At 70.5% G+C, this 19,156-nt stretch carries 14 protein-coding genes and 1 pseudogene; 7 read left to right on the plus strand and 8 right to left on the minus strand.

The window, feature by feature from the left end; translation table 11 throughout:
• Positions 1 to 105 precede the first annotated feature (105 nt).
• The 3 genes from AC2D8W_RS21045 to AC2D8W_RS21055 are packed head-to-tail and all read left to right on the plus strand — an operon-like array spanning position 106 to position 3,139.
• Positions 106 to 588, plus strand: a complete 483-nt coding sequence (locus AC2D8W_RS21045; RefSeq protein WP_484673177.1) for a RidA family protein — start codon at positions 106 to 108, stop codon at positions 586 to 588.
• Entirely contained in the window at positions 585 to 1,439 is an 855-nt protein-coding gene (locus AC2D8W_RS21050; RefSeq protein WP_484673178.1) for a carbon-nitrogen hydrolase family protein, read from the plus strand. Before AC2D8W_RS21045 ends, AC2D8W_RS21050 begins: the two co-directional genes overlap by 4 nt.
• Complete coding sequence (locus tag AC2D8W_RS21055) at positions 1,436 to 3,139, plus strand: thiamine pyrophosphate-requiring protein (protein WP_484673179.1); 1,704 nt, start codon at positions 1,436 to 1,438, stop codon at positions 3,137 to 3,139. Before AC2D8W_RS21050 ends, AC2D8W_RS21055 begins: the two co-directional genes overlap by 4 nt.
• Before the next feature lie 16 nt (positions 3,140 to 3,155).
• On the opposite strand, the gene AC2D8W_RS21060 is transcribed toward AC2D8W_RS21055, so the two are convergent.
• Positions 3,156 to 4,520 carry an aspartate aminotransferase family protein gene (locus AC2D8W_RS21060; protein WP_484673180.1) on the minus strand — a complete coding sequence of 455 codons (1,365 nt, stop codon included), beginning with the start codon at positions 4,518 to 4,520 and terminating at the stop codon, positions 3,156 to 3,158.
• A gap of 158 nt (positions 4,521 to 4,678) precedes the next feature.
• Between AC2D8W_RS21060 and AC2D8W_RS21065 the strand changes: the two genes are divergently transcribed.
• Entirely contained in the window at positions 4,679 to 5,455 is a 777-nt protein-coding gene (locus AC2D8W_RS21065; RefSeq protein ID WP_484673181.1) for an HpcH/HpaI aldolase family protein, read from the plus strand.
• Between the two features lie 36 nt (positions 5,456 to 5,491).
• Entirely contained in the window at positions 5,492 to 6,475 is a 984-nt protein-coding gene (locus tag AC2D8W_RS21070) for an NADP-dependent oxidoreductase (RefSeq protein ID WP_484673182.1), read from the plus strand.
• Positions 6,476 to 6,479: 4 nt separating this feature from the next.
• Here AC2D8W_RS21070 and AC2D8W_RS21075 read toward each other — a convergent pair whose 3' ends face one another.
• The 3 genes from AC2D8W_RS21075 to AC2D8W_RS21085 form a co-directional block, all read right to left on the minus strand.
• Positions 6,480 to 7,337 carry an EamA family transporter gene (locus AC2D8W_RS21075; RefSeq protein WP_484673183.1) on the minus strand — a complete coding sequence of 286 codons (858 nt, stop codon included), beginning with the start codon at positions 7,335 to 7,337 and terminating at the stop codon, positions 6,480 to 6,482.
• Between the two features lie 130 nt (positions 7,338 to 7,467).
• Positions 7,468 to 8,643, minus strand: coding sequence for a 4-hydroxybenzoate 3-monooxygenase (locus AC2D8W_RS21080; RefSeq protein ID WP_484673184.1), 1,176 nt, complete (start codon positions 8,641 to 8,643; stop codon positions 7,468 to 7,470).
• A 396-nt stretch (positions 8,644 to 9,039) separates the two neighbouring features.
• Complete coding sequence (locus tag AC2D8W_RS21085) at positions 9,040 to 10,215, minus strand: pyridoxal phosphate-dependent aminotransferase (RefSeq protein ID WP_484673185.1); 1,176 nt, start codon at positions 10,213 to 10,215, stop codon at positions 9,040 to 9,042.
• Between the two features lie 278 nt (positions 10,216 to 10,493).
• Here AC2D8W_RS21085 and AC2D8W_RS21090 point away from each other — a divergent pair, with 278 nt between their 5' ends.
• Positions 10,494 to 11,966 carry a S10 family serine carboxypeptidase-like protein gene (locus tag AC2D8W_RS21090; RefSeq protein WP_484673186.1) on the plus strand — a complete coding sequence of 491 codons (1,473 nt, stop codon included), beginning with the start codon at positions 10,494 to 10,496 and terminating at the stop codon, positions 11,964 to 11,966.
• A 413-nt stretch (positions 11,967 to 12,379) separates the two neighbouring features.
• Here AC2D8W_RS21090 and AC2D8W_RS21095 read toward each other — a convergent pair whose 3' ends face one another.
• The 3 genes from AC2D8W_RS21095 to AC2D8W_RS21105 form a co-directional block, all read right to left on the minus strand.
• A complete protein-coding gene (locus AC2D8W_RS21095) occupies positions 12,380 to 13,978 on the minus strand; it encodes a S10 family peptidase (protein ID WP_484673187.1) in 1,599 nt (532 codons plus the stop codon).
• Positions 13,975 to 15,207 (minus strand): aminotransferase class V-fold PLP-dependent enzyme, encoded by a 1,233-nt coding sequence (locus tag AC2D8W_RS21100; RefSeq protein ID WP_484673188.1) that lies wholly within the window; start codon positions 15,205 to 15,207, stop codon positions 13,975 to 13,977. The genes AC2D8W_RS21095 and AC2D8W_RS21100 overlap by 4 nt, the downstream gene beginning before the upstream one ends.
• Before the next feature lie 100 nt (positions 15,208 to 15,307).
• Positions 15,308 to 15,814 (minus strand): Lrp/AsnC family transcriptional regulator, encoded by a 507-nt coding sequence (locus tag AC2D8W_RS21105; protein WP_293480266.1) that lies wholly within the window; start codon positions 15,812 to 15,814, stop codon positions 15,308 to 15,310.
• A gap of 254 nt (positions 15,815 to 16,068) precedes the next feature.
• On the opposite strand from AC2D8W_RS21105, the gene AC2D8W_RS21110 reads away from it, so the two are divergent.
• Positions 16,069 to 19,038, plus strand: a complete 2,970-nt coding sequence (locus AC2D8W_RS21110; protein ID WP_484673189.1) for a TonB-dependent receptor domain-containing protein — start codon at positions 16,069 to 16,071, stop codon at positions 19,036 to 19,038.
• Between the two features lie 13 nt (positions 19,039 to 19,051).
• On the opposite strand, the pseudogene AC2D8W_RS21115 reads toward AC2D8W_RS21110, so the two are convergent.
• Positions 19,052 to 19,156 (minus strand): annotated as a pseudogene (locus tag AC2D8W_RS21115) (IS5/IS1182 family transposase); the annotation flags it as partial.

The raw sequence follows: 19,156 nt of genomic DNA on the forward strand, positions 1-19,156 counted from the left end.
GGGCCATCTGTCACGAAGAGACGGGCGCGCGCCTCTTCCGCCGGCTGCCGGCTTCCGCCGGCGCGCGATGCGGTCCATCCCGCTTCCACAGCAAGGAGTCACCGCATGGTTGCGTCTTCGCCTGCAGGCCGCATCGACAAGCGCCTCGACGAACTCGGCATCGTTCTTCCGCCGCCGTCGGCGCCCGCCGCCAACTACGCGCCGTTCGTGTTCTCCGGGAGGTTGCTTTTCCTATCCGGCCAGGTGTCGCGGCTTGGCGAGGAGGTGATCCGAGGCGAGGTCGGTGGCGATGTCTCCCTCGAGGCCGGGACCCGGGCGGCGCGGCTGTGCGGGCTCAATCTCATTGCGCAGTTGCGCGACGCCTGCGCCGGCGATCTCGACCGAGTGGTGCAGGTGGTGAAGCTGAACGGCTTCATCCAGGCGGCCCCGGGACTGGAGCCGCTGGCCGCCGTGATGAACGGCTGCTCCGATCTCTTCGTGGATGTCTTCGGAGCCGCAGGGCGGCACGCCCGCACGACAGTGGGGGTGTATCGGCTGCCCAGCGGCTATGCGGTCGAGGCCGATGCCGTCGTCGAGGTCGTTGCATGAACGGCAGCTTGCGGGTGGCGCTGTTGCAGCTTCGCACGCCTGATGAACCGGGTGCGAGCCTGGAGCACCTTCAGCCCTGTCTCGACGCCGCCGCCGGCTCTGGAGCGCAGCTGGTGCTGACTCCGGAGTATTCCAATCTCATGCAGTCCGATCCCCTGACCCTCTCGCGGCAGGTGGTCGATGACATCGATGATCCGCTGGTGGGCTACGTACGGTCGTTCGCGGCCGCGCGTGGCCTGTGGATCCTAATCGGCTCAGCGGTGGTTCGCGGCCCCGCAGGACGACCGGCCAATCGCAGCCTGCTGATCGGCCCCGACGGCGCCGTGCATGCGCACTATGACAAGATCCATCTTTTCGACGCCGATCTGCCAGGACGGGCGCATCGGGAGTCCGAGCGGCTGGCGAGCGGCGGCCAAGCGGTGGTCGCGGCGACGCCCTGGGGCGGCGTGGGCCTCACCATCTGCTACGATCTGCGTTTCCCCGAGCTGCATCGCGACCTGGCCCTCGGGGGCGCGTGCATGATTGCGGTCCCCGCGGCGTTCACGCGGCCGACTGGCGCGGCTCACTGGGAGGTCCTGCTGCGGGCCCGAGCCATTGAGACCGGCACCTTCGTGCTGGCTCCGGCGCAGGGCGGGCGGCACGCCGGCGGGCAGGAGACCTGGGGACGTTCCATGGTTGTCGATCCGTGGGGCCGGGTCATTGCCGCAATGGCGGACGACGAGACAGGCGTCCTGACCGCAGACCTCGATCTGGACGAGGTCGATCGCGCCCGTAGAGCCATCCCGGCGCTCGCGCATCGACGGTCGTACGCGCCGCCGGCGAGGCTGCCGGCGCCGGCCGGAACGCCATGACCTCCGGCGCGGCCCGGCTCATCGACAGCCTGCTGGAGGCAGGCGTCGAGGTGATTTTCGCCAACTGGGGCAGTGATCACGCGGGGTTGCTCGAAGCGATCGCCGCTGCGCGCGCAGAGGGGAGGGCGGTCCCGCGGGTGGTCACCTGTCCGAACGAGATGGTGGCGCTCAGCGCGGCCCACGGCCACGCGGCGATCAGCCGCCGGGCGCAGGCCGTGCTGGTGCATGTGGACTGCGGAACCCAGGCCCTCGCAGGGGCGGTGCACAATGCAGACCGAGGGCGCGCACCCGTCCTCATCATCGCTGGTCTTTCCCCCTACAGCCAGACAGCGGGACTGAAGGGTGGTCGGAACGAGTTCATCCACTGGATCCAGGACTCACACGATCAGCGAGGTCTCCTGCGAGGATACGTCCGGTTCGACGGCGAAGTGCGAGATCCGCTCGTGATGCGTGCGATGATCGCCCGCGCGCTCCGCTTTGCGAACAGCGACCCGTCGGGACCGGTCTACCTGACCGCTGCCCGCGAGGTCCTGGAAGGCGAGATCGACGGCGAGGAGGAAGCGGCTGTATGGACGCGGCTGTCGCCGGCCGGCGCGCCCGACGGCGACGTCCGACGTCTTGCCGAGGCCCTGGACGGCGCCGAGCGCCCGCTCGTCGTCACATCGTACGTCGGGCGCAACCCAGCGGCGGCGGAACGGCTTGAGCGGCTGTGCGCGAGCTTCGGCGTCGGCGTCCTGGATTCCGCGCCCTCGCGCACCAACTGCACGCACCAGTCACACGTCTATCTGGGCGCGCAGTGGAACGAGCCTCGTCAGAACCCGCATCTGCGGGAGGCGGACGTGATCCTCGTGCTCGACAGCGACGTGCCGTGGATCCCTGCCGTGAACCGCCCACGAGCCGGAGCCAGAGTGTTTCACGCGGATGTCGATCCCTTGAAACAACAGATGCCCCTTTGGGGCGTGCCGGTGGAGCAGGCCTGGCGCGTGGACGCTGCGACCTTCCTCGAACAGCTGTCGGACGCCCTGGCGGCGCTGCCCGGCGATCCGCGGCGTCGAGCCCGTCGTCGAGCCCGGCTCGAGGCATCATGCGCTGAGCGCCGAGCTGCGCTCGCGGCCGCTGCTGCGCCGACCGGCGCCGTCACGGTAGACAATGCGATGGTCGAACTCGCGGCGCGTCTGGCGCCGGACGCGATCGTGATGAACGAGGCAATCACCAACTACGGCGCGGTCTTCGATCACCTGGCCGCAGCGCCAGGCACGGTGTTCGCCAGCGGCGGCGGATCCCTGGGGTGGCACGGCGGCGCCGCCCTCGGAGCCAAGCTCGCGGCGCCGACCCGCGAGGTGGTCGCCGTCTGCGGCGACGGTTCGTATCTCTTCTCGGTCCCCTCGGTGGTGCACTGGATGGCGCGGCGATACGCGCTACCGTTCCTCCAGGTGGTCCTGGACAACGGCGGGTGGCGCGCCCCTCGCCACTCGACCCTCGCGGTCCACCCGGACGGGTTCGCCAGCCGCGCGAAGGACCTCGATCTCGGGTTTGCGCCCGCCCCCGATTACGGGGCCATCGCAGCCGCCGCGGGCGGTGCTGCGAGCTGGACCGTGGCCGAGCAACGAGATGTGGGACCGGCGTTCGATGCGGCGCTGGCGACGCTACGCAGCGAGCGGCGATCCGCCGTGGTCGTGCTGCGGCTGGGCGACGGCTGACACTTCGCGCCGGCGGTCAGATGAGGCTTGCGGCCCTCAGACGCCGGGCTGCGGACGCCATCCCGTGGATGAGGGTGTCGACATGGCTTTCGTCGTGCACGGCGCTGAAGAGGCCGCTGCAGCGGGTGTTCACGTCGATGCCTTCGAGGTTCAGCGCCATTCGAAGCCGCTGCAGGAGGGGCTGAGGCGCAGTGAGAAGGGTTTCGATCGGCAAGGCTTCGAGGTCGAGACCCGCGAGCCCCACGCCGCCGTCGCGGCGAACATGCAGATGGAAGATCGAGAACGCGCCGTACCATGCGAACGGGAGCTGCAGGTCGTGGGACAAAGCGTTGAGGCGCTCCCGCGCCAACGCTCCCAGGCGGCTGGCGCGGGCGCATCCGTCGATGCGCTCAAGCTCAGCGAGAACGGCCAGACCGCTCGCCATCGAGACAGGGTTCGCGGTGAAGGTGCCTTGATGGAGGACACGCGGCCGCTCGCCCCGGCGCACCGGATCCGCCTCCAGCGGTGACATGGCGGCCGAGCGCCCGACGACCGCGCCGCCCGGCAGCCCACCGCACAGCACCTTTGCCAGGGTGGTCAGATCCGGCTCCAGGCCGTAGACGGCCTGAGCGCCTCCGAGATCCACGCGAAAACCCGAGAGCACCTCGTCGAGGATGAAGAGCGCCCCGCTGGCGCGCGCCGCGTCCTGGAGTGCACGGAGGAAGTCCGGTGACGTCGGGGTGACCCCGAAGTGCGCACCCACGGGCTCACATATGAACGCTGCGATCTCATGGCCGCGGCTCGCCACCAGGTCTTGAAGTGCGGCATGGTCTCCTGGCCGCAGGAGGTCCGTCGCGGCGGCGACGGCGGGCAGCACGCCGGGTGCGGGTGCGCCGTCGAAGCCGTCGGCATAGCCCGACGCCGCCGCATCGTGCCAACCGTGATAGTGCGAGGCGACCCGCACGACTCGCGTTCGTCCCGTCACGGCGCGCGCCAGTCGCAGCGCCAGCATGGTCGCCTCGGTGCCCGAACCCGTGAAGCGAACCCGCTCCGCACTCGCGACGAGACGCCGTACGCGTTCTGCGAGTTCCACCTCCAGGGGATGGTTGGCGGCGTACTGAACCCCCCTCGCGACGGCGGTCTGGACGGCTTCCACCATCACGGGGTGGGCATGCCCGAGCATGTTGGCGCCGTGCCCGCCGAACAGATCCAGATAGGCGTTGCCGTCCACGTCCCACTTGTGGACGCCCTGGGCGCGCGAGACGTAGATGCCGTACGGCGGGAAGATGCGGGTGTCGGTGACGACCCCGCCGGCGATGGCGGCGCGCGCCCGACCGGCCAGCGCTGCCGAACCCGGCGTGGCGGCCAGATAGGCCGACAGGATCTCCTCACCGTACGCCACGCCGTCCTCCCGCCCCTCAGGCTGAGCCGCAGGCTATCGGCGCGCTGAGCCGAGCTGTGCGTTCGTATCGCCCGAACTTGCGGACGTTTCGCACCGCGTGGCGTCAACGGCCCCCGGGTCCCGACCGGGCTGCTACACCCGCTCCGGGAGGGCTGCCGATGAGCCTGCATGCCGACTTCAAGCAGCGCCTGCGGGCGCGCGCGCCACTCGTGGGCTGCTTCCTGCAGCTGCCGCATCCGCATGCCGTCGAACTGGCGGCGGCCGGGGGCCTGGACTGTGTCTGTCTGGACGCCGAGCATGGGCCCTGGACCCGTCGTGAGCTCGACCTGGGTTGTCTCGCTGCCCGGGCCGCCGGCATTGCGGCCCTCGTGCGAACCGCCTCCGGCGCACCGGCGGAGATCCTCGCCGCGCTCGATGCGGGAGCTGCCGGCGTCGTGATACCCCACGTCCGGTCCCCGGAGCAGGCGCGGGCGGCAGCCATGGCCGCCCACTACGGCCCCGGCGGGCGCGGTTACGTGGGCGGGGGACGTGCGGCGGGCTACCGGGCGTCCAGCATCGCCGACCGGCTCGCGGACGCCAGGGCCGAGACGAGCGTGATCGTGCAGATCGAAGATACCGAGAGCCTCCCCCATGTGGACGCCATCGCCGCGACCGACGACGTCGACGCAGTCTTTGTGGGCCGCACAGACCTGACCGTCTCGCTCGGCGGTCATGACGTTCACGCCGCCGCGGTCATCGACGCCGTCGGCGACATTGTCCGGCGCAGCCTGGCGAACGGGTGCGCAGCTGGGATGTACACGCCGGACCTCGGCGAATTGCCGACATGGAGCGCCGCGGGTGCGAGCTTCTTCCTGCTCGGGTCCGACCACGGCTTCCTGCGCGCTGGAGCCGCGCACCTGGCGCAGGCGGCCCGAACCGCCCTTGGCTCGGCCTGAACCAATCTGCTCGCCACCTCGCGTCAGGAGCCGCTCATGCCTGTCCACCGTGAAGTCCATCTCGTGCGCCGACCGAACGGGGCGCCCTGCCGCGACGACTTTGCCCTCGTCGAGGCCGCCTTGCCTGAGCCCGGGGACGGAGAGGTGCTGGCGGAAGGCCTCATCCTCTCGGTCGACCCGTACATGCGTGGCCGCCTGAACGGGGAGCAGGCGCTCGGCGAAGCGCTCTTCGGCGGGGGTATCGGGCGGGTGTTGGAGTCGCGGCACCCCGATTTCGCGCCGGGAGATCTCGTGCGTCATTTCGCCGGGTTCCGTGACGTGTTCGCCGTCCCGGCCGAGCGCCTGATGCATCTCAACGCCGACCCGGCGAAACCTCTCGAAGTCTATCTGCATGCGCTGGGCATAACCGGGATGACGGCGTACGGCGGGCTGCTCGACATCGGGCGTCCGGTCGCAGGCGAAACAGTGTTCGTTTCGAGCGCAGCGGGAGCCGTCGGCTCCCTCGCGGCGCAGATCGCGCGGCTGAAGGGCTGCCGCGTCATCGGCGCCACTGGGCGCGACGACAAAGCTGCGTGGCTCAAGGAGATCGGCCTCGACGCGGTCATCAACTACCGCGAGGGCCCGCTCGGCCCGGCCCTGGCCGCCGCAGCGCCCGATGGCGTCGACATCTACTTCGACAACGTGGGGGGATCCCACCTCGAGGCGGTGCTCGGACATATGCGGCCAGGCGGCCGAATTCCGGTCTGCGGCATGATCTCCACCCATGGTCCGGGTGCGGACCTGGGCGTCAAAGGGCTGTCTCAGATCATCTACAAGCGCGTGCGCATCGAGGGCTTCGTAGGCTACTTTCCGCACCTGCAATCTGCGTTCGAGGCGGACATGAGCGCCTGGCTTGCGGACGGCGCCGTGGTTGCGCGGCAGACGGTGTACGATGGCCTCGAGCGTGCGGCGGACGCGTTCCTGGACATGTTGGCCGGCGTCAACATCGGCAAGATGCTGGTGCGGCTCCAGCCGACGTGAGCCGTCAGTCCACGGGGAGGGCGCGCGGCTGGTCCTGCGTCAACACCGCGCCGATGGAAGCGCCGACGACCGCCAGGATGGCGACGCCCTGCAAGAGGCTTAGTCGCTCGGCCAGGAGAACGTAGCCCGCCAGGGCGCCGAGCACGGGCTCCAGGCTGAGCGCGACGCCGAACGTGCGTGGAGGTACGTGGCGCAGCGCGTACATCTCCATGGAGTACGGCAGGGCGCTCGAAGCGGCCGCCACCAGCAGTCCCAGAGCCAGCACGCCGGGATGCAGCAAGCCGGCCCCGGCGTGCGCGACGCCGACAGGCGTTACGATCAGCGCGGCCACGGTCATCCCGAGCGCGACCGCGGCGCCTGAATGTACATGGGCAAGGCGTCGCCCCAACACGATGTACAGCGCCCAGAAGGCGCCTGCAGCCGCGGCGAGCGCCAGCCCACCGGGATCAAGCGTCGAGGGTGCGCTGCCCCCCAGCGGGAGCACTCCGGCGAGACCCGCCGCGGCCAGAGCGACCCACGCGACGTGGGCCGGCCGTCGCGCAAGAAGCAGTGCGAGCGTCAGGGGACCCAGGAACTCGATGGCCAGGGCAAGCCCGAGCGGGACCGTTCTGAGGGAGAGGTAGAAGCAGAGGTTCATGGCGCCCGTCACGCCGCCGTAGAGGAGGACCCTGACCAGATCGCTGCGGGCGAGGCGAAAGCGCCAGGGTCTCCAGACCAGGGCGAGCAGGAGGGCCGAGAGGCCAACTCGAAGCGCGCTCGCGCCTTCGGCGCCGACGAGCGGGAAGAGGCGCTTTCCCAAGGCGGCGCCGACCACCATCGAGACCATGCCAAGGAACAGCGCGGCGTACGGGCGCGCGGCCATCCATTGGTCTCTCGTTGAAGGGCCGGCGTCTGGCGAAGACATGCGCCTGGGTAGCTCGGAACGCCGGCCAACCAGGCAGCCCGCAGCGCCCGAAGGCTGGGCGGATCGTCACTCCGCCGCAAGCGGCGCGTCAGGGAAGGGACGGGCCGAGATAGTTCTCTGCGAAGTCCGCCTGAGCCGACGTCGATCCGGCAAGGTGCGCCCATTCTTCGGCCTGGAGCCGCTCCTGGAAGGCGTCGGCGCCGGGCGCGCGGTGGGTGAGGCGGGTGAGCCAGGTCGAGAATCGCTGGGCTCGCCAAGCCCGTCGCAGAGCGTTCGCGGAATAGCGGTCGAGCACGCTGGTGGATCCGTCTTGGCAGAACTCCACAGCGGCCTCCGCCAGGTGGACGGCATCCGTGGCGGCCAAGTTCAGGCCCTTGGCGCCGGTGGGGGGCACGATGTGGGCCGCGTCGCCGGCCAGCAGCAGCCGGCCCCAGCGCATCGGCTCCATCATGAAGCTGCGCAACGGCGTCACGGACATCTCAAGCGGGGGACCCCTGGTCACGCCAGCCGCGGCCTGTGGTCCGAGCCGTCGGCAGATTTCGTCCCAGAAGTCGGTTTCCGACCAGTCCTGGACCCTCGTGTCGGCGGGGCACTGCAGGTAGTAGCGGCTGCGCGTCGGGGAGCGCATGCTCGCCAGAGCGAAGCCCCGCGTGTGCCGGGCGTAGACGAGCGCCTCGGCGCAGGGCGGTACATCCGCGAGCACGCCCAGCCAGGCGAACGGGTACGCGGCCTCGTAAATCCGCCGCGCCCTTGCCGGGATGGCCGTGCGGCTCACCCCGTGGAAGCCGTCGCAACCCGCCACCAGGCGGCACTCGGCTCGGTGCGACCTGCCGTCCTTTCGCCAGCTCACCGCGGGCGCATCGGCGTCCAGGTCGTGCAGCGCCACATCCTGCGCGTCGAACTCGATCGAGACGCCGCGCGAGTCCGCGGCGTCGAAGAGATCCCTCATCACCGCCTGCTGGCCGTAGACTGTCATCGCCCGGCCGCCCGTCGGGCCAGAGAGGTCGATCTCAAACGTCTCGCTGTCGCCGCCGAAGATGGTGGTGCGATGGACGAGCCCATCGCGTCGGAGGCGGGCGTCGACACCCAGCCGCGACATCAGTTCGACGGTAGCGGGTTCGAGCAGCCCCGCCCGTACCCGGCCTTCAACGTAGCTTCGATCACGCCGCTCCAAGACGATGCACGCCACGCCGGCCTTCGCCAGCAGTAGCGCCAGAAACAGCCCCGCCGGGCCCGCGCCAACGATGGCAACCTCTGTTCGCACCTTCGCCCACGTCCCTCAGGCCGAGCAGACTGGCGCCCGCGGGGTTCGCTGGCGATGGCTGCAGCGCACTGGGCCTAGGACAAACAGCACCCGATTCTGGACTTGGACTCACGGTTGCGGTGGTTGTGCGTCGCCGAAGCCGGCTCTGCCGTCGAAGCAGGTTTTCAAGCGCCGGCGGTCGGACGACCCGTTGCCGCTTTCACTGGCTTGAGGAGGCTGCAAGAGGCTCACGCTTCCTCATGTGACACGAGCGTTGTGCACGCCAGGGGAGTCGGAACGAACCGACCGGACGGTCGTATTACGCGAGGGACCTTGTCATGCGCGGTCCGAGCCCATCCGGATAGGCCTGCCTCCATCAGCAACGCGCCCTCGATGCCAGTTCAGGGCCCTCGTCCCCTACCTCCGAGCCAGCTTGTGGAGGCCGGCGGCGAGGCGCGACATGCCGCGGTCCACCGCCTCGGGGTCCCCGCCGAAGCCGATCCGGAGATGGCCGGGCGCGCCGAAGTACTCGCCGGGGGCGACCAGCACGTCGAAGTCGTCGAGCAGGCGGCGCGCGAGGGCGCGGGTGTCGGACACGCCAGGAACCTCGGGAAAGTACATGCAGCCGTGCGGCGGCAGGTCGCCGGCCAGCAGGCCTTCGGCGACGAGGGGCGCCGCGTGGCCGGCGACCACGGGCCGGGTGGCCTGCAGGATCCCCCGCCAGTGCGCCTCGAACGGCGCGGGCCGCTCCAGGACGTGGGCCGCCACGGCGTGGGACAGCTTGGAGACCCCCATGTCCCCGTCCGGAGCCGCGCACCGGATGCGCGCGAGGAGCCCGGCGTCCGCCGCCATCCAGCCGAACTTGAGGGCGAAGAGGCCGAACACCTTGGTCAGGCTCGAGACGGTGACGATGTTGGCGGCGAGGCTGGCGGCCGGCGGCGGCGCGTTCGCGAAGTCGGCGTAGACCTCGTCGACGATCAGGACGCCGCCGACCGTCTCCACGAGCCGGGCGGCCGCGGCGATGGCCTCGGGGGGCATCCAGGCGCCCGATGGATTGTGCAGGTTGGTGAGGATCACCAACCGCGTGCGGGGCGTCAAGCGGGCGGCGAGATCGTCGAGGTCCAGCGCATAGTCCGGCCCGCCGCGGCGGATGAAGCCCACGGACGCGCCGGCCTCGGCCGCCAGGCGCGCGAGGAGATCGAAGCCGGGGGTCTCGACCAGGACGTCATCGTCCTTGGCGACGAGCGCCCGCAAGGCCAGGGCGAGGGCGCCGGTCGCACCCGTGGTAGGCAGGACCTGGTCGGGGCCCAGCCCGTAGCGGCGCGCGACCGCGTCGATGGCGAAGCGGTTGCCGTCCGCGAAGACGCTGACGTAGCGCGACGTGACGCCTGAGCCGAAGGCTTCGCGCACGGTGCGGACGAGGAGCTCGGTCGGCTCGGCGATGGTGCTCTCGAAGAGCAGGGACACTTCGGGCCGCGTCGCCTTGACCCGCATCGTTCCCCGGACCCAGTCCGCGTAGCGGGCCGCATCGAACAGGGCGTCGCCGCCTTCCGCCTGCTCCCTGGCGGCGCCTGTCGAACGGCCTGACGTCACGAAAAACCCCCGCCCACCGCACGACACGCCCGCGGCCGCCTGTCAGCTTACCCGCGGCGGGTGGAGTTTCTTTGCGATTTGCCCCCGAAGCGGCCAGCCGACGGCGGGCGCTATTCGTGGGCCTGTTCGTCCGCGCATAAGTCATGCTCGGCGGTCGATCGCGGCAGGCGCCTGCCGTCGCGGTCGCCGCGGCGACGGCGCACAACGAAAGGAAAATCCGGGCGGTCGCCGCTAGGCTTCGCCGGGAGCTTCGGGGAAGGCGGATGGAGAGACATGGGATGCGTGCGGGCGCGCTGAGCCTGCTGGCGATCATGGCGGCCATGGCGGCGGGCGGCGCCCAGGCCGCGGACGCTCCGGCGCCGCGGGTGGCGGTGACCCGGCACGAGGGCGTCTTCAACGGCCAGGCGCTGCGCTACACGGCCACGGTGGCCGAGACGGTGCTCGCCGACGCGCAGGGCCGGCCGGCCGCCATGGCCACCACGATCGCCTACGTCCGCGACGGCGTGAAGGACCGCGCCCGGCGGCCGGTGATGTTCCTGTTCAACGGCGGGCCGGGGGCCTCGTCGTCGCCCCTGCACATGAGCGCGCTGGGACCCTACAGGCGTACGCCCGCGCCGCCTGGAGATCGCAGCGGAGGCGGCTGGGTCGCCAATGCGCACAGCCCGCTGGACGCCGTGGACCTGGTGTTCGTCGACCCGGTCGGCACGGGGTTCTCGCGGCCGCTGCCCGGCGTGGACGGCAAGCCGTTCTATTCGACCTCGGGCGACGCCCAGGCGGTGAAGACCGTGATCCAGGCCTGGCTGAAGGCGCACGGGCGCGAGGGTTCGCCGCGGTTCCTCGCGGGCGAGAGCTATGGAACGACCCGGGCGGCCGCCATCGTCGGGATGTCGAAGGACCTGCCGTTCGACGGCGTGCTGCTGATCGCGCTGGCCGGCGAGGTTCCGGGTCGCGAGATGCCGTACGTCGTGGCGTTGCCGACCATGGCGGCGGGGGCCTGGCATCACCAGAAGATCGACCGGGCCGGGCGGACGGTGGACCAGGTGTTCGCCGAGGCCGTGCAGTTCGCCAGGACGGAGTACGTGACCGCCCTCATCCAGGGCGGAAGCCTGCCGGCGGCGGAGAAGCGCCGGATCGCGGAGAGGATATCGGCGCTGGTGGGGCTGCCGGCCGCGCTGATCGAGGAAAAGAACCTGCGGCTGTCCAAGAACGACTGGATGTTCAACATCCTGAAGGACCGTGCGCTGCGGACCGGCCTGCTGGACGTGACGGTGACCGCGCCGCTGGAGCCCGGGCAGGACGGGGCGATCGACGACCCGGCGCTGGGGGTCGTGCCGAAGCGGGCGGCGGGCGCGCCGGCCGGCCCGCCGCCCAGCCCGGAGGCCATCGGCCCGGTGCCGTCGCCCGTGGTGGGGCGCTACCTGACCGAGGTGCTGAAGTATCCGGCGACGGAGCCGTACTACGGCGTGAACTTCTCGGTGAACGCCGCCTGGACCCACGAGCGGCGCAGCAATCCCTACGAGGCGCTGGGGGCGGCGATGCAGGCCAATCCGGGGCTGCGGCTGTTCTGGGCGGCCGGCTACTACGATCTGACGACGCCGGCCTACGCCGGGCGCTACGTGCTGGACCAGGCCGGGGTCCCGGCGGGTCAGCTGACGGCGGCCTACTTCGCCGGGCCGCACGGGGTGTACGACGGGGACGCCAACCTCGCGCGCTTCAACGCGGCGGTGCGGGACTTCGTGACGAAGCGCTGAGGGGTTGGCTGGCGCGGCCGCGCCAGAAAGAAGGAACCACGAACCACACGAACATGCTGGTGCGGGCCGGGTGCGATGGAACGCCCGGACGTGGTTCGTGGTCAAACGGCGCCTGCGGCGCGCGGGAGCCAGAGGGGGAGGATTGCTGAGACCCGGGGGTGCGTCGCGGCACGCGGCCCACGGCCTTGCGGACACCCTGCCTTTCCCACGAAGTGGGAGAGGGGGCCATCGGCCGAGCGCAGCGGAGAGCCGATGGGGGAGAGGGCAGGCCTCAGGCTCGGCGGATCGATCGTGCGCACCAAACGCAGTGGATGAGGCTCGCCCTCTCCACCACCCGCTCTACGGCCTGCGGCCTCGGCGTGCGGTCCCCCTCTCCCACTGCGTGGGAAAGGAAGGGGGCGGGGGCCTCTGGCCTACCGCGTCGCGTCGCGGATGAGGGTCCGGACATCGTCGGCAAAGGCGCCGGCGGTGTCGCCGAGGTAGAGCATGTGGCCGGAGGCGTAGCGGCGCAGCATGACGCGGTCCCTGGGCAGTCCGGCCTGCTCGATGGCGTACTCGGCCGGAGCCGAGTGGGTGGAGAGGTCGTAGTAGCCCGACGCCACGAGCACGCGGAGCTTCTCGGTCCGGCGCATGGCGACGGCGAGGTCGGTGGCGAAGGACTGGCCGGGCGGCACGCCGCGGCGCTCCCAGTTCCAGGCGGGCAGCAGGTCGCGCCAGACGATGGCGCCGTAGGGCCGGTCCATGACGACGCCGAGGTCGTCGGCGACCATCTGGTGGAAGGCGGCCACGAAGCCTGGGACGTAGCGCCCCATCGCCGGGTCGTCGGCGACCGGATCGGCGCCGGAACCGGCGAGGGGCAGGGTGTAGCGGCTGTCGTACACGCCCACTTGCAGGCCCCTGTCGGCGAGCAGGCGGCGGGCGAACTCGGCGTCCGGCACGACCAGGGACTTGTCGTAGGCGGACGCGGGCAGGCCGGTGTAGGCGGCGAGGCGGGCGCCGATCGCGGCGCGGTCGGCCGCGCCGAGCTGCCCCGCCTTGTCCTTCTGAAGCGCCTGGACGTAGTCGCCCCGGGCGAAGGCCACGACCTCCTGGTGGAAGTCCTCCAGGCTGCGACCCCTGCGGTCGATCTTCCCGTGATGCCACGCGGTGTCTGCCAAGGCGGGCAGGGCGAGGGCCTGGCGCATCTCGGCCGCGCCGGCTTCGCCCGAGGCGTTGCGGGCGCCGAGGGTCGTGCCCAGCAGGACGACGCCGTTCAGGGTGATCCCGCGCATGTACCCCACGTAGAGCGGCCCACCCATGAGTGCCCGGGGCAGGACGGCGGCGCGGACCGAACCGTAGCTCTCGCCCATCACGAACTTGGGCGCGTTCCAGCGCCGGTGCTCGGTCAGCCAGAGCTCGATGAACTGGGCCACGGCGTCGGCGTCCTCGTCCACGCCCCAGAAATCGGCGTTGGTCCCCTTGCCGATCACCCGCGACCAGCCGGTCCCGACGGGGTCGATGAAGACCAGGTCCGCCACGTCGAGGAGGCTGTGCGGGTTGTCGGCGAGGCCGAAGGGCGGGGTATTTGAGGGGTTCACCTCCTGGTCCAGCACCACGCGGCGAGGGCCGACGACGCCCATGTGCAGCCACAGCGACGACGAGCCGGGGCCGCCGTTGAAGACGAACATCACCGGGCGGCGGGGATCCGGCGGGCCGGCCTTGAGGTAGCTGAACGAGAAGATGGAGCCGATCGGCTCGGCGGCGCGGTTGTAGAGCCAGGTCTCGCCGGCGATCGCCGTGTAGGCGATGCGCTGCCCCTTCACGGTGATGGCGCGCTTGGAGACGAAGCGCTTCGGCGCGGGCAGGGGCTCGACCGGCCCCGGCGCCGTGGGCCGCGACATCGGGATCGAGAACGGCCCGGCGTTGGCGGGCGGCGCCGGCGGCGGGGCCTGGGCGAGGGCCGGGGCGGCGCACAGGAGAGCCGAGACGGCCAGCGCCGCGACGTCCCTGACCCCTTCGGGGAGGGGAGTCATGCGGGCGGGGCCTTGGGCAGGACGGCCAGCAGCCGGTCGACGTCGTTCATGTCGTTGAACACGGAGAGCGAGACGCGGAAGCGGTTGGCGCTGACGGTCATGCGGATGTCGTTCTTCTGGAGCCGCTCGGCGAGCTTGGCGCGGGCGTCCTTCAGGGCGAAGGCGACGAGCGGCGTGCGGCTGTCCAGCGGGGTCATCGGCTGGTAGCCCCGACGGCGGAGCTCGGCCTGGATCGCGTCGGCCATGGGCTGGCGGTACGCCTGGATGTTGGCGACGCCGAGCTGGCGGATCCAGGCCAGGCTGTGCTCGAGCTGGACCACGCCGGTCCAGGAGGTGGTGCCCATGGCGAACTTGCCGCTGGCGCCCTCGGCGTAGCTGTAGTCGGAGACACGTTCGCCCGGCGGATCGAAGGGGAAGACGTGGGTGACGAACCGGCCGCCCACCTGGTGATAGCCCCACCACGGCCGCGCGATCTTCTCCTGGATCTCCCGGCGCACGTAGAGGAACGCCAGGCCGAAGTCGCCCATCAGCCACTTGTAGGACGAGCAGGCGGCGAAATCGACGCCGGCGGCGCGCAGGTCCAGCGGCGTGGAGCCGGCGCCGTGCACGATGTCGGCGTAGACGTAGGCGCCGTGGGCGTGGGCGAGGTCGCAGACCGCCTTCAGGTCGTGCTCGAAGCCGTTGGTGGTGGAGACGTGGCTGACCGAGACCAGCTTCGTCCCGTCGTTCACCGCCGCGGCCATGGCGGCCATGTCGATGCGGCCCTCGGGCGTCATCGGCAGGGTGACCACGTCGACGCCGGCCTTGGCCAGTTCGCCGTAGGTGTAGAAGGACCCGAAGAAATGCAGCGCGTCGGTGACGATGCGCCCGCCGGCCTGCGGGAAGCCCAGGGCCGCCAGCACCAGGTTCTCGCCCATGGTGGTCGACTGGATCTGCACCAGCTCGTCGGGCGCGGCGCCCACGAGCGCGCCGAAGCCGGCGAGCACCGCGGTCTCCTTGGCCCCCATGCTGTAGCCGGTCCAGGGGCCGTCGCGCGTCTTGAAGCGGAGGTACTCCTCGAGCGCGGCCCTGGCGCCCAGCGGCATGGGATGGGTCGAGCCGCTGTCGAGGTAGACGTACGGCATCTTCGCGAACGCCGAGCGCGCCGGCAGGGCGGCGGGCGGGGCGGCCGCGGCCAGGCCGGGGGTCGCCGCTGCGGCCGCGACGAGCGCTCTGCGGGTGAACTTCATCGGAGCCCCTGACTTGCCCGGATGCTAGCGCCGGCGGTGCGAATTTTCCTTTCGAACTTGGCCGGGGCCCCTTGGGGCGTTGGATGATTTATCCAAGCGGTCAACGGAACTGCCGCGCGGTCAGCGGCACGGCCATCGTGCTCTTCTGGGCCGACAGCGTGACGATGGAGCGCACGTCGATCACCCCCGGCAGCTTCAGCAGCACCGAGAAGATGAAGTCCTGGTACCAGGTCACGTCGGGGGCCAGGATCTTCATCATGGCGTCCATCTCGCCGAACACGGTCCAGCACTCGAGGATCTCGGGGATGCTGTTGATCGCCTTGTAGAAGTTGGCGCGTTCGGCCTCGGTCAGGGTGGTCATCTTCACCTGGGCGAAGATCTGCATCTTGAAGCCCAGCTTCTCGTGGTCGACCACCGCGACCACGGACTTGATGTAGCCTTCCTCGCGCAGCCGCTGGATGCGCCGCCAGCACGGCGACTGCGACAGGCCCACGCGCTCGGCCAGCTCGCCCGTCGAGAGCGAGGCGTCCTTCTGCATCAGGTCCAGGATCTTGATGTCGATGGCGTCGAGCGCCGCGGGAATAGCTGTGTCTTTGAACCGGGCCATTCGCGCATAGCGGATGCGCCGTCGCCGCGAGTCAAGGCGCGGACCGTTCGCCGCGGCGTGCGACCCGGGCGCATTGGTCATTCGCGGCCGGCGAGGCGGCTGCATTATCAATCTGCGTCGCCGCGGTGACGGTCCGAAGAACGAAAAGAAAAACCGGGGCTCTGAAACTAGGGTCTGGCCTTGCAGGACCTTGGCCGAAGACATGCGGGAAGCGCAGCTTCTGCGCCGGGGTCCGCCGAAACCGGGGGATCACGATGAGCGGCTTTTCCATTCGCAGGCGCATGCTGGGCTCGACCGTGCTGGCCGGCCTGGCGCTGATGGGGGCCGCGCCGGCCTTCGGCCAGGCCGCCCCAGACGGCGCCGAGGTGGGCGAGGTGGTCGTCACCGGCTCGCGCATCCGTCGGGCCGAGACCGAGACGCCGGCGCCGGTCGCCGTCGTCGACGCCCAGACCCTGACCGACCGCGGCTTCGTCCAGCCCGGCCAGGCGCTGAACCAGATCACCTCCAACATCCCATCGTTCCCGCAGGCGGCCGGCAACGGCTCGGCGGCCGGCAGCGGGCAGCAGTATCCGAACCTGTTCGGCCTGGGCCCCGGCCGCACGCTGACCCTGGTCAACGGCCGCCGGATGGTCACCTCGTCGTCGGGGCAGTTCAACATCAACGCGCCCGGCCAGGGCGACCGGGTGGTGGACACCAACATCATCCCCGCGGGCCTGCTCGAGCGCATCGACGTCGTGCAGGCGGGCGGCGCGGCGGTCTACGGCTCGGACGCCATCGCCGGCGTGATCAACTATGTGCTGAGGGACGACTTCGAGGGCGTCGAGCTGGACGCCCAGTACGGGGAATCCAGCCGCGGCGACTATCCGGTGACCAGCCTGCGCGGCACGTTCGGGAAGAACCTGTTGAGCGGGCGCGCCAATGTGGCGCTGGACCTGGAGTACTCCAAGACGCGGCCGCTCTACGACTACGACCGGCCGCGCTCGAACCTGGGCCGGGTGACGGTGGCCAACACCGCCAACACGTCCGGCTCGGACGGCATCCCGGCGGTGCGCGAGAACCTGAACTCGCGCTTCACCAGCTTCAACTACAACGGCCTGCTGTTCTCGCCGGCCGCGGCGCCGCTCACCAACTTCATCCTGGCCATCGGCGGCGTCCCGCAGCAGTTCAACGCCACGGGCACGGCGCTGGTCCCCTACAGCATCGGCACGCCGGGCGGCATTCCGTTCTCGTCGGGCGGCGACGGGCTGCCCTACCAGGAACTGGCCTCGCTGTACGTCGGCGTGACGCGGTTCAACGCCAACTTCCTGGGCCACTACGACATCACCGACAACATCCGCCTGTCGGCGGAAGTGGGCTGGGCGCACGTGCGCAGCCGCGACCCCTACCAGAACCTGCAGTCGAACACGGTGCTCAACAACGCCGCCAGCGGCGCAGGGGCGATCCCGATCGCGCGGAGCAACCCGTTCCTGGATCCGGTGCGCGCGCAGGTGGCCCCGGGCGGCCCGCCGCTGTTCCTGTCCAAGGCGTGGAGCGACATCCTCTATTCGCGCGAGGGCAATCTCGAGACGGACACGGCCCGCGTGGTGCTGGCCCTGGACGGCGACTTCAGCCTGGGCGAGCGCAACTTCTACTGGAGCCTCTCGGCCAGCCACGCCGAGACCGACGGCGCCCAGCGCGGCTACGCGGTCTGGCAGACGCGCTTCAACAACGCGCTGCAGGCCGTGCGTACCGCCACCGGCCAGATCGTCTGCAGCATCAACGCCGACGCCAACCCGAACAACAACGACCCGAACTGCACGCCCATCAACCCGTTCGGCCAGGGCAATGTGACCCAGGAGGCGCGCAACTACGTCAACCTGCTGGTCGGCCAGGACTACCTCAACACCCAGGACGACTACCTGGCGACCCTGGGCGGCGACGTGCTCGAGCTGCCGGCGGGCAAGGTGAAGTTCAGCGTGGCCTACGAGCACCGCCGCGAGAAGGCGAAGTTCGTGCCGCTGACGGCCAACCAGCTGGGGCTGACCGGCTCGCAGGTGCCGCAGGCGGCGACCGGCGGACGCTTCCACACCGACGAGCTGTCGGGCGAGCTGCTGATCCCCGTGCTGGGCGGCGACTTCACCCTGCCGTTCGCCAAGATGGTCGAGCTGGACGGCTCGTACCGCTACGTGGACAACTCGCTGGCGGGCAAGGAAGACGTCTGGGGCGTCGGCGGCCGATGGGAGATCGTGACCGGCTTCACGGCCCGGATCTCGCGCAGCCGCAACTTCCGGGCGCCGACGCTGGACCAGCAGTTCGCCCCGGTGCGGACGGCGCTGGGCAACGTGGGCCAGGACCCGTGCGACTTCCGCTACATCGCCAACGGGCCGGCGCCGGCGACGCGCCGGGCCAACTGCGTGGCGCTGTTCGCGGCCAACCCGGGCTACGGGCCCCTCGCGACCTTCCAGAACTCGTCGTCGAACTTCTCGACGGCGCTGGTGACGTCGGGCGGCAATCCGAACCTCGACAACGAGATCTCCAACACCCTGACCTACGGGGTGGTGCTACAGCCCGAGTTCATCCCGGGCCTCACCATCGTGGCGGACCGCATCGAGGTGGACCTGAAGGACGGCCTTTCGCCGTTCACGCCGGTCAACTTCCTGGAGACCTGCTTCGACGCCTCGCCGCAGCCCGCGGACGTGTGCGCGACCTTCACGCGTGACGCGGCCGGCAACGTGGTCACCGCGCGGCAGACGACGTTCAACGCGGGCAAGGTCACGTACCGGGGCGAGACCTACAACATCAACTACGTCTTCCCGGTGGGCCGCTTCTTCGGCGACGCCGACTACGGCGACATGGAGCTGAACCTGTCGCTGACCCACACGTCCAAGCTGGTGACCTCGGTCACGGGCTTCGACCGTTCGCGGACCGACAACACGGTGGCCCAGCCCGACTGGGTGGGGACCTTCGACGCCCGCTACCGCCGCGGCCCGCTGCGCCTGACCTACCAGATGATCTACCTGGACAAGGTGGCCCTGGCCCAGAACGCCTCGATCGAGTCGACGCCGACGCCGGTCATCGACGAGAACATCCGGCACAACGTCTCGGCGGCCTACACCTTCCTGGACCGCTACACGGTGCGCGCCGGCGTCACGAACCTGACGGACGAGGACCCGTCGTTCCCCACCCGCAGCTACGGCGACATCCTGGGCCGGCAGTTCTTCGTGGGCCTGAACGCCAAGTTCTAGGTTCCGGACTCAATCAGGTCCACCAGGTGACGACGGCGGCGAGGTAGACGGTCGCGGCGAAGACGGCTGCGAGTTTGTCGTAGCGGGTAGCGATGCGCCGCCAGTCCTTCAGGCGGCA

This window comes from Phenylobacterium sp. T106, assembly GCF_057219735.1.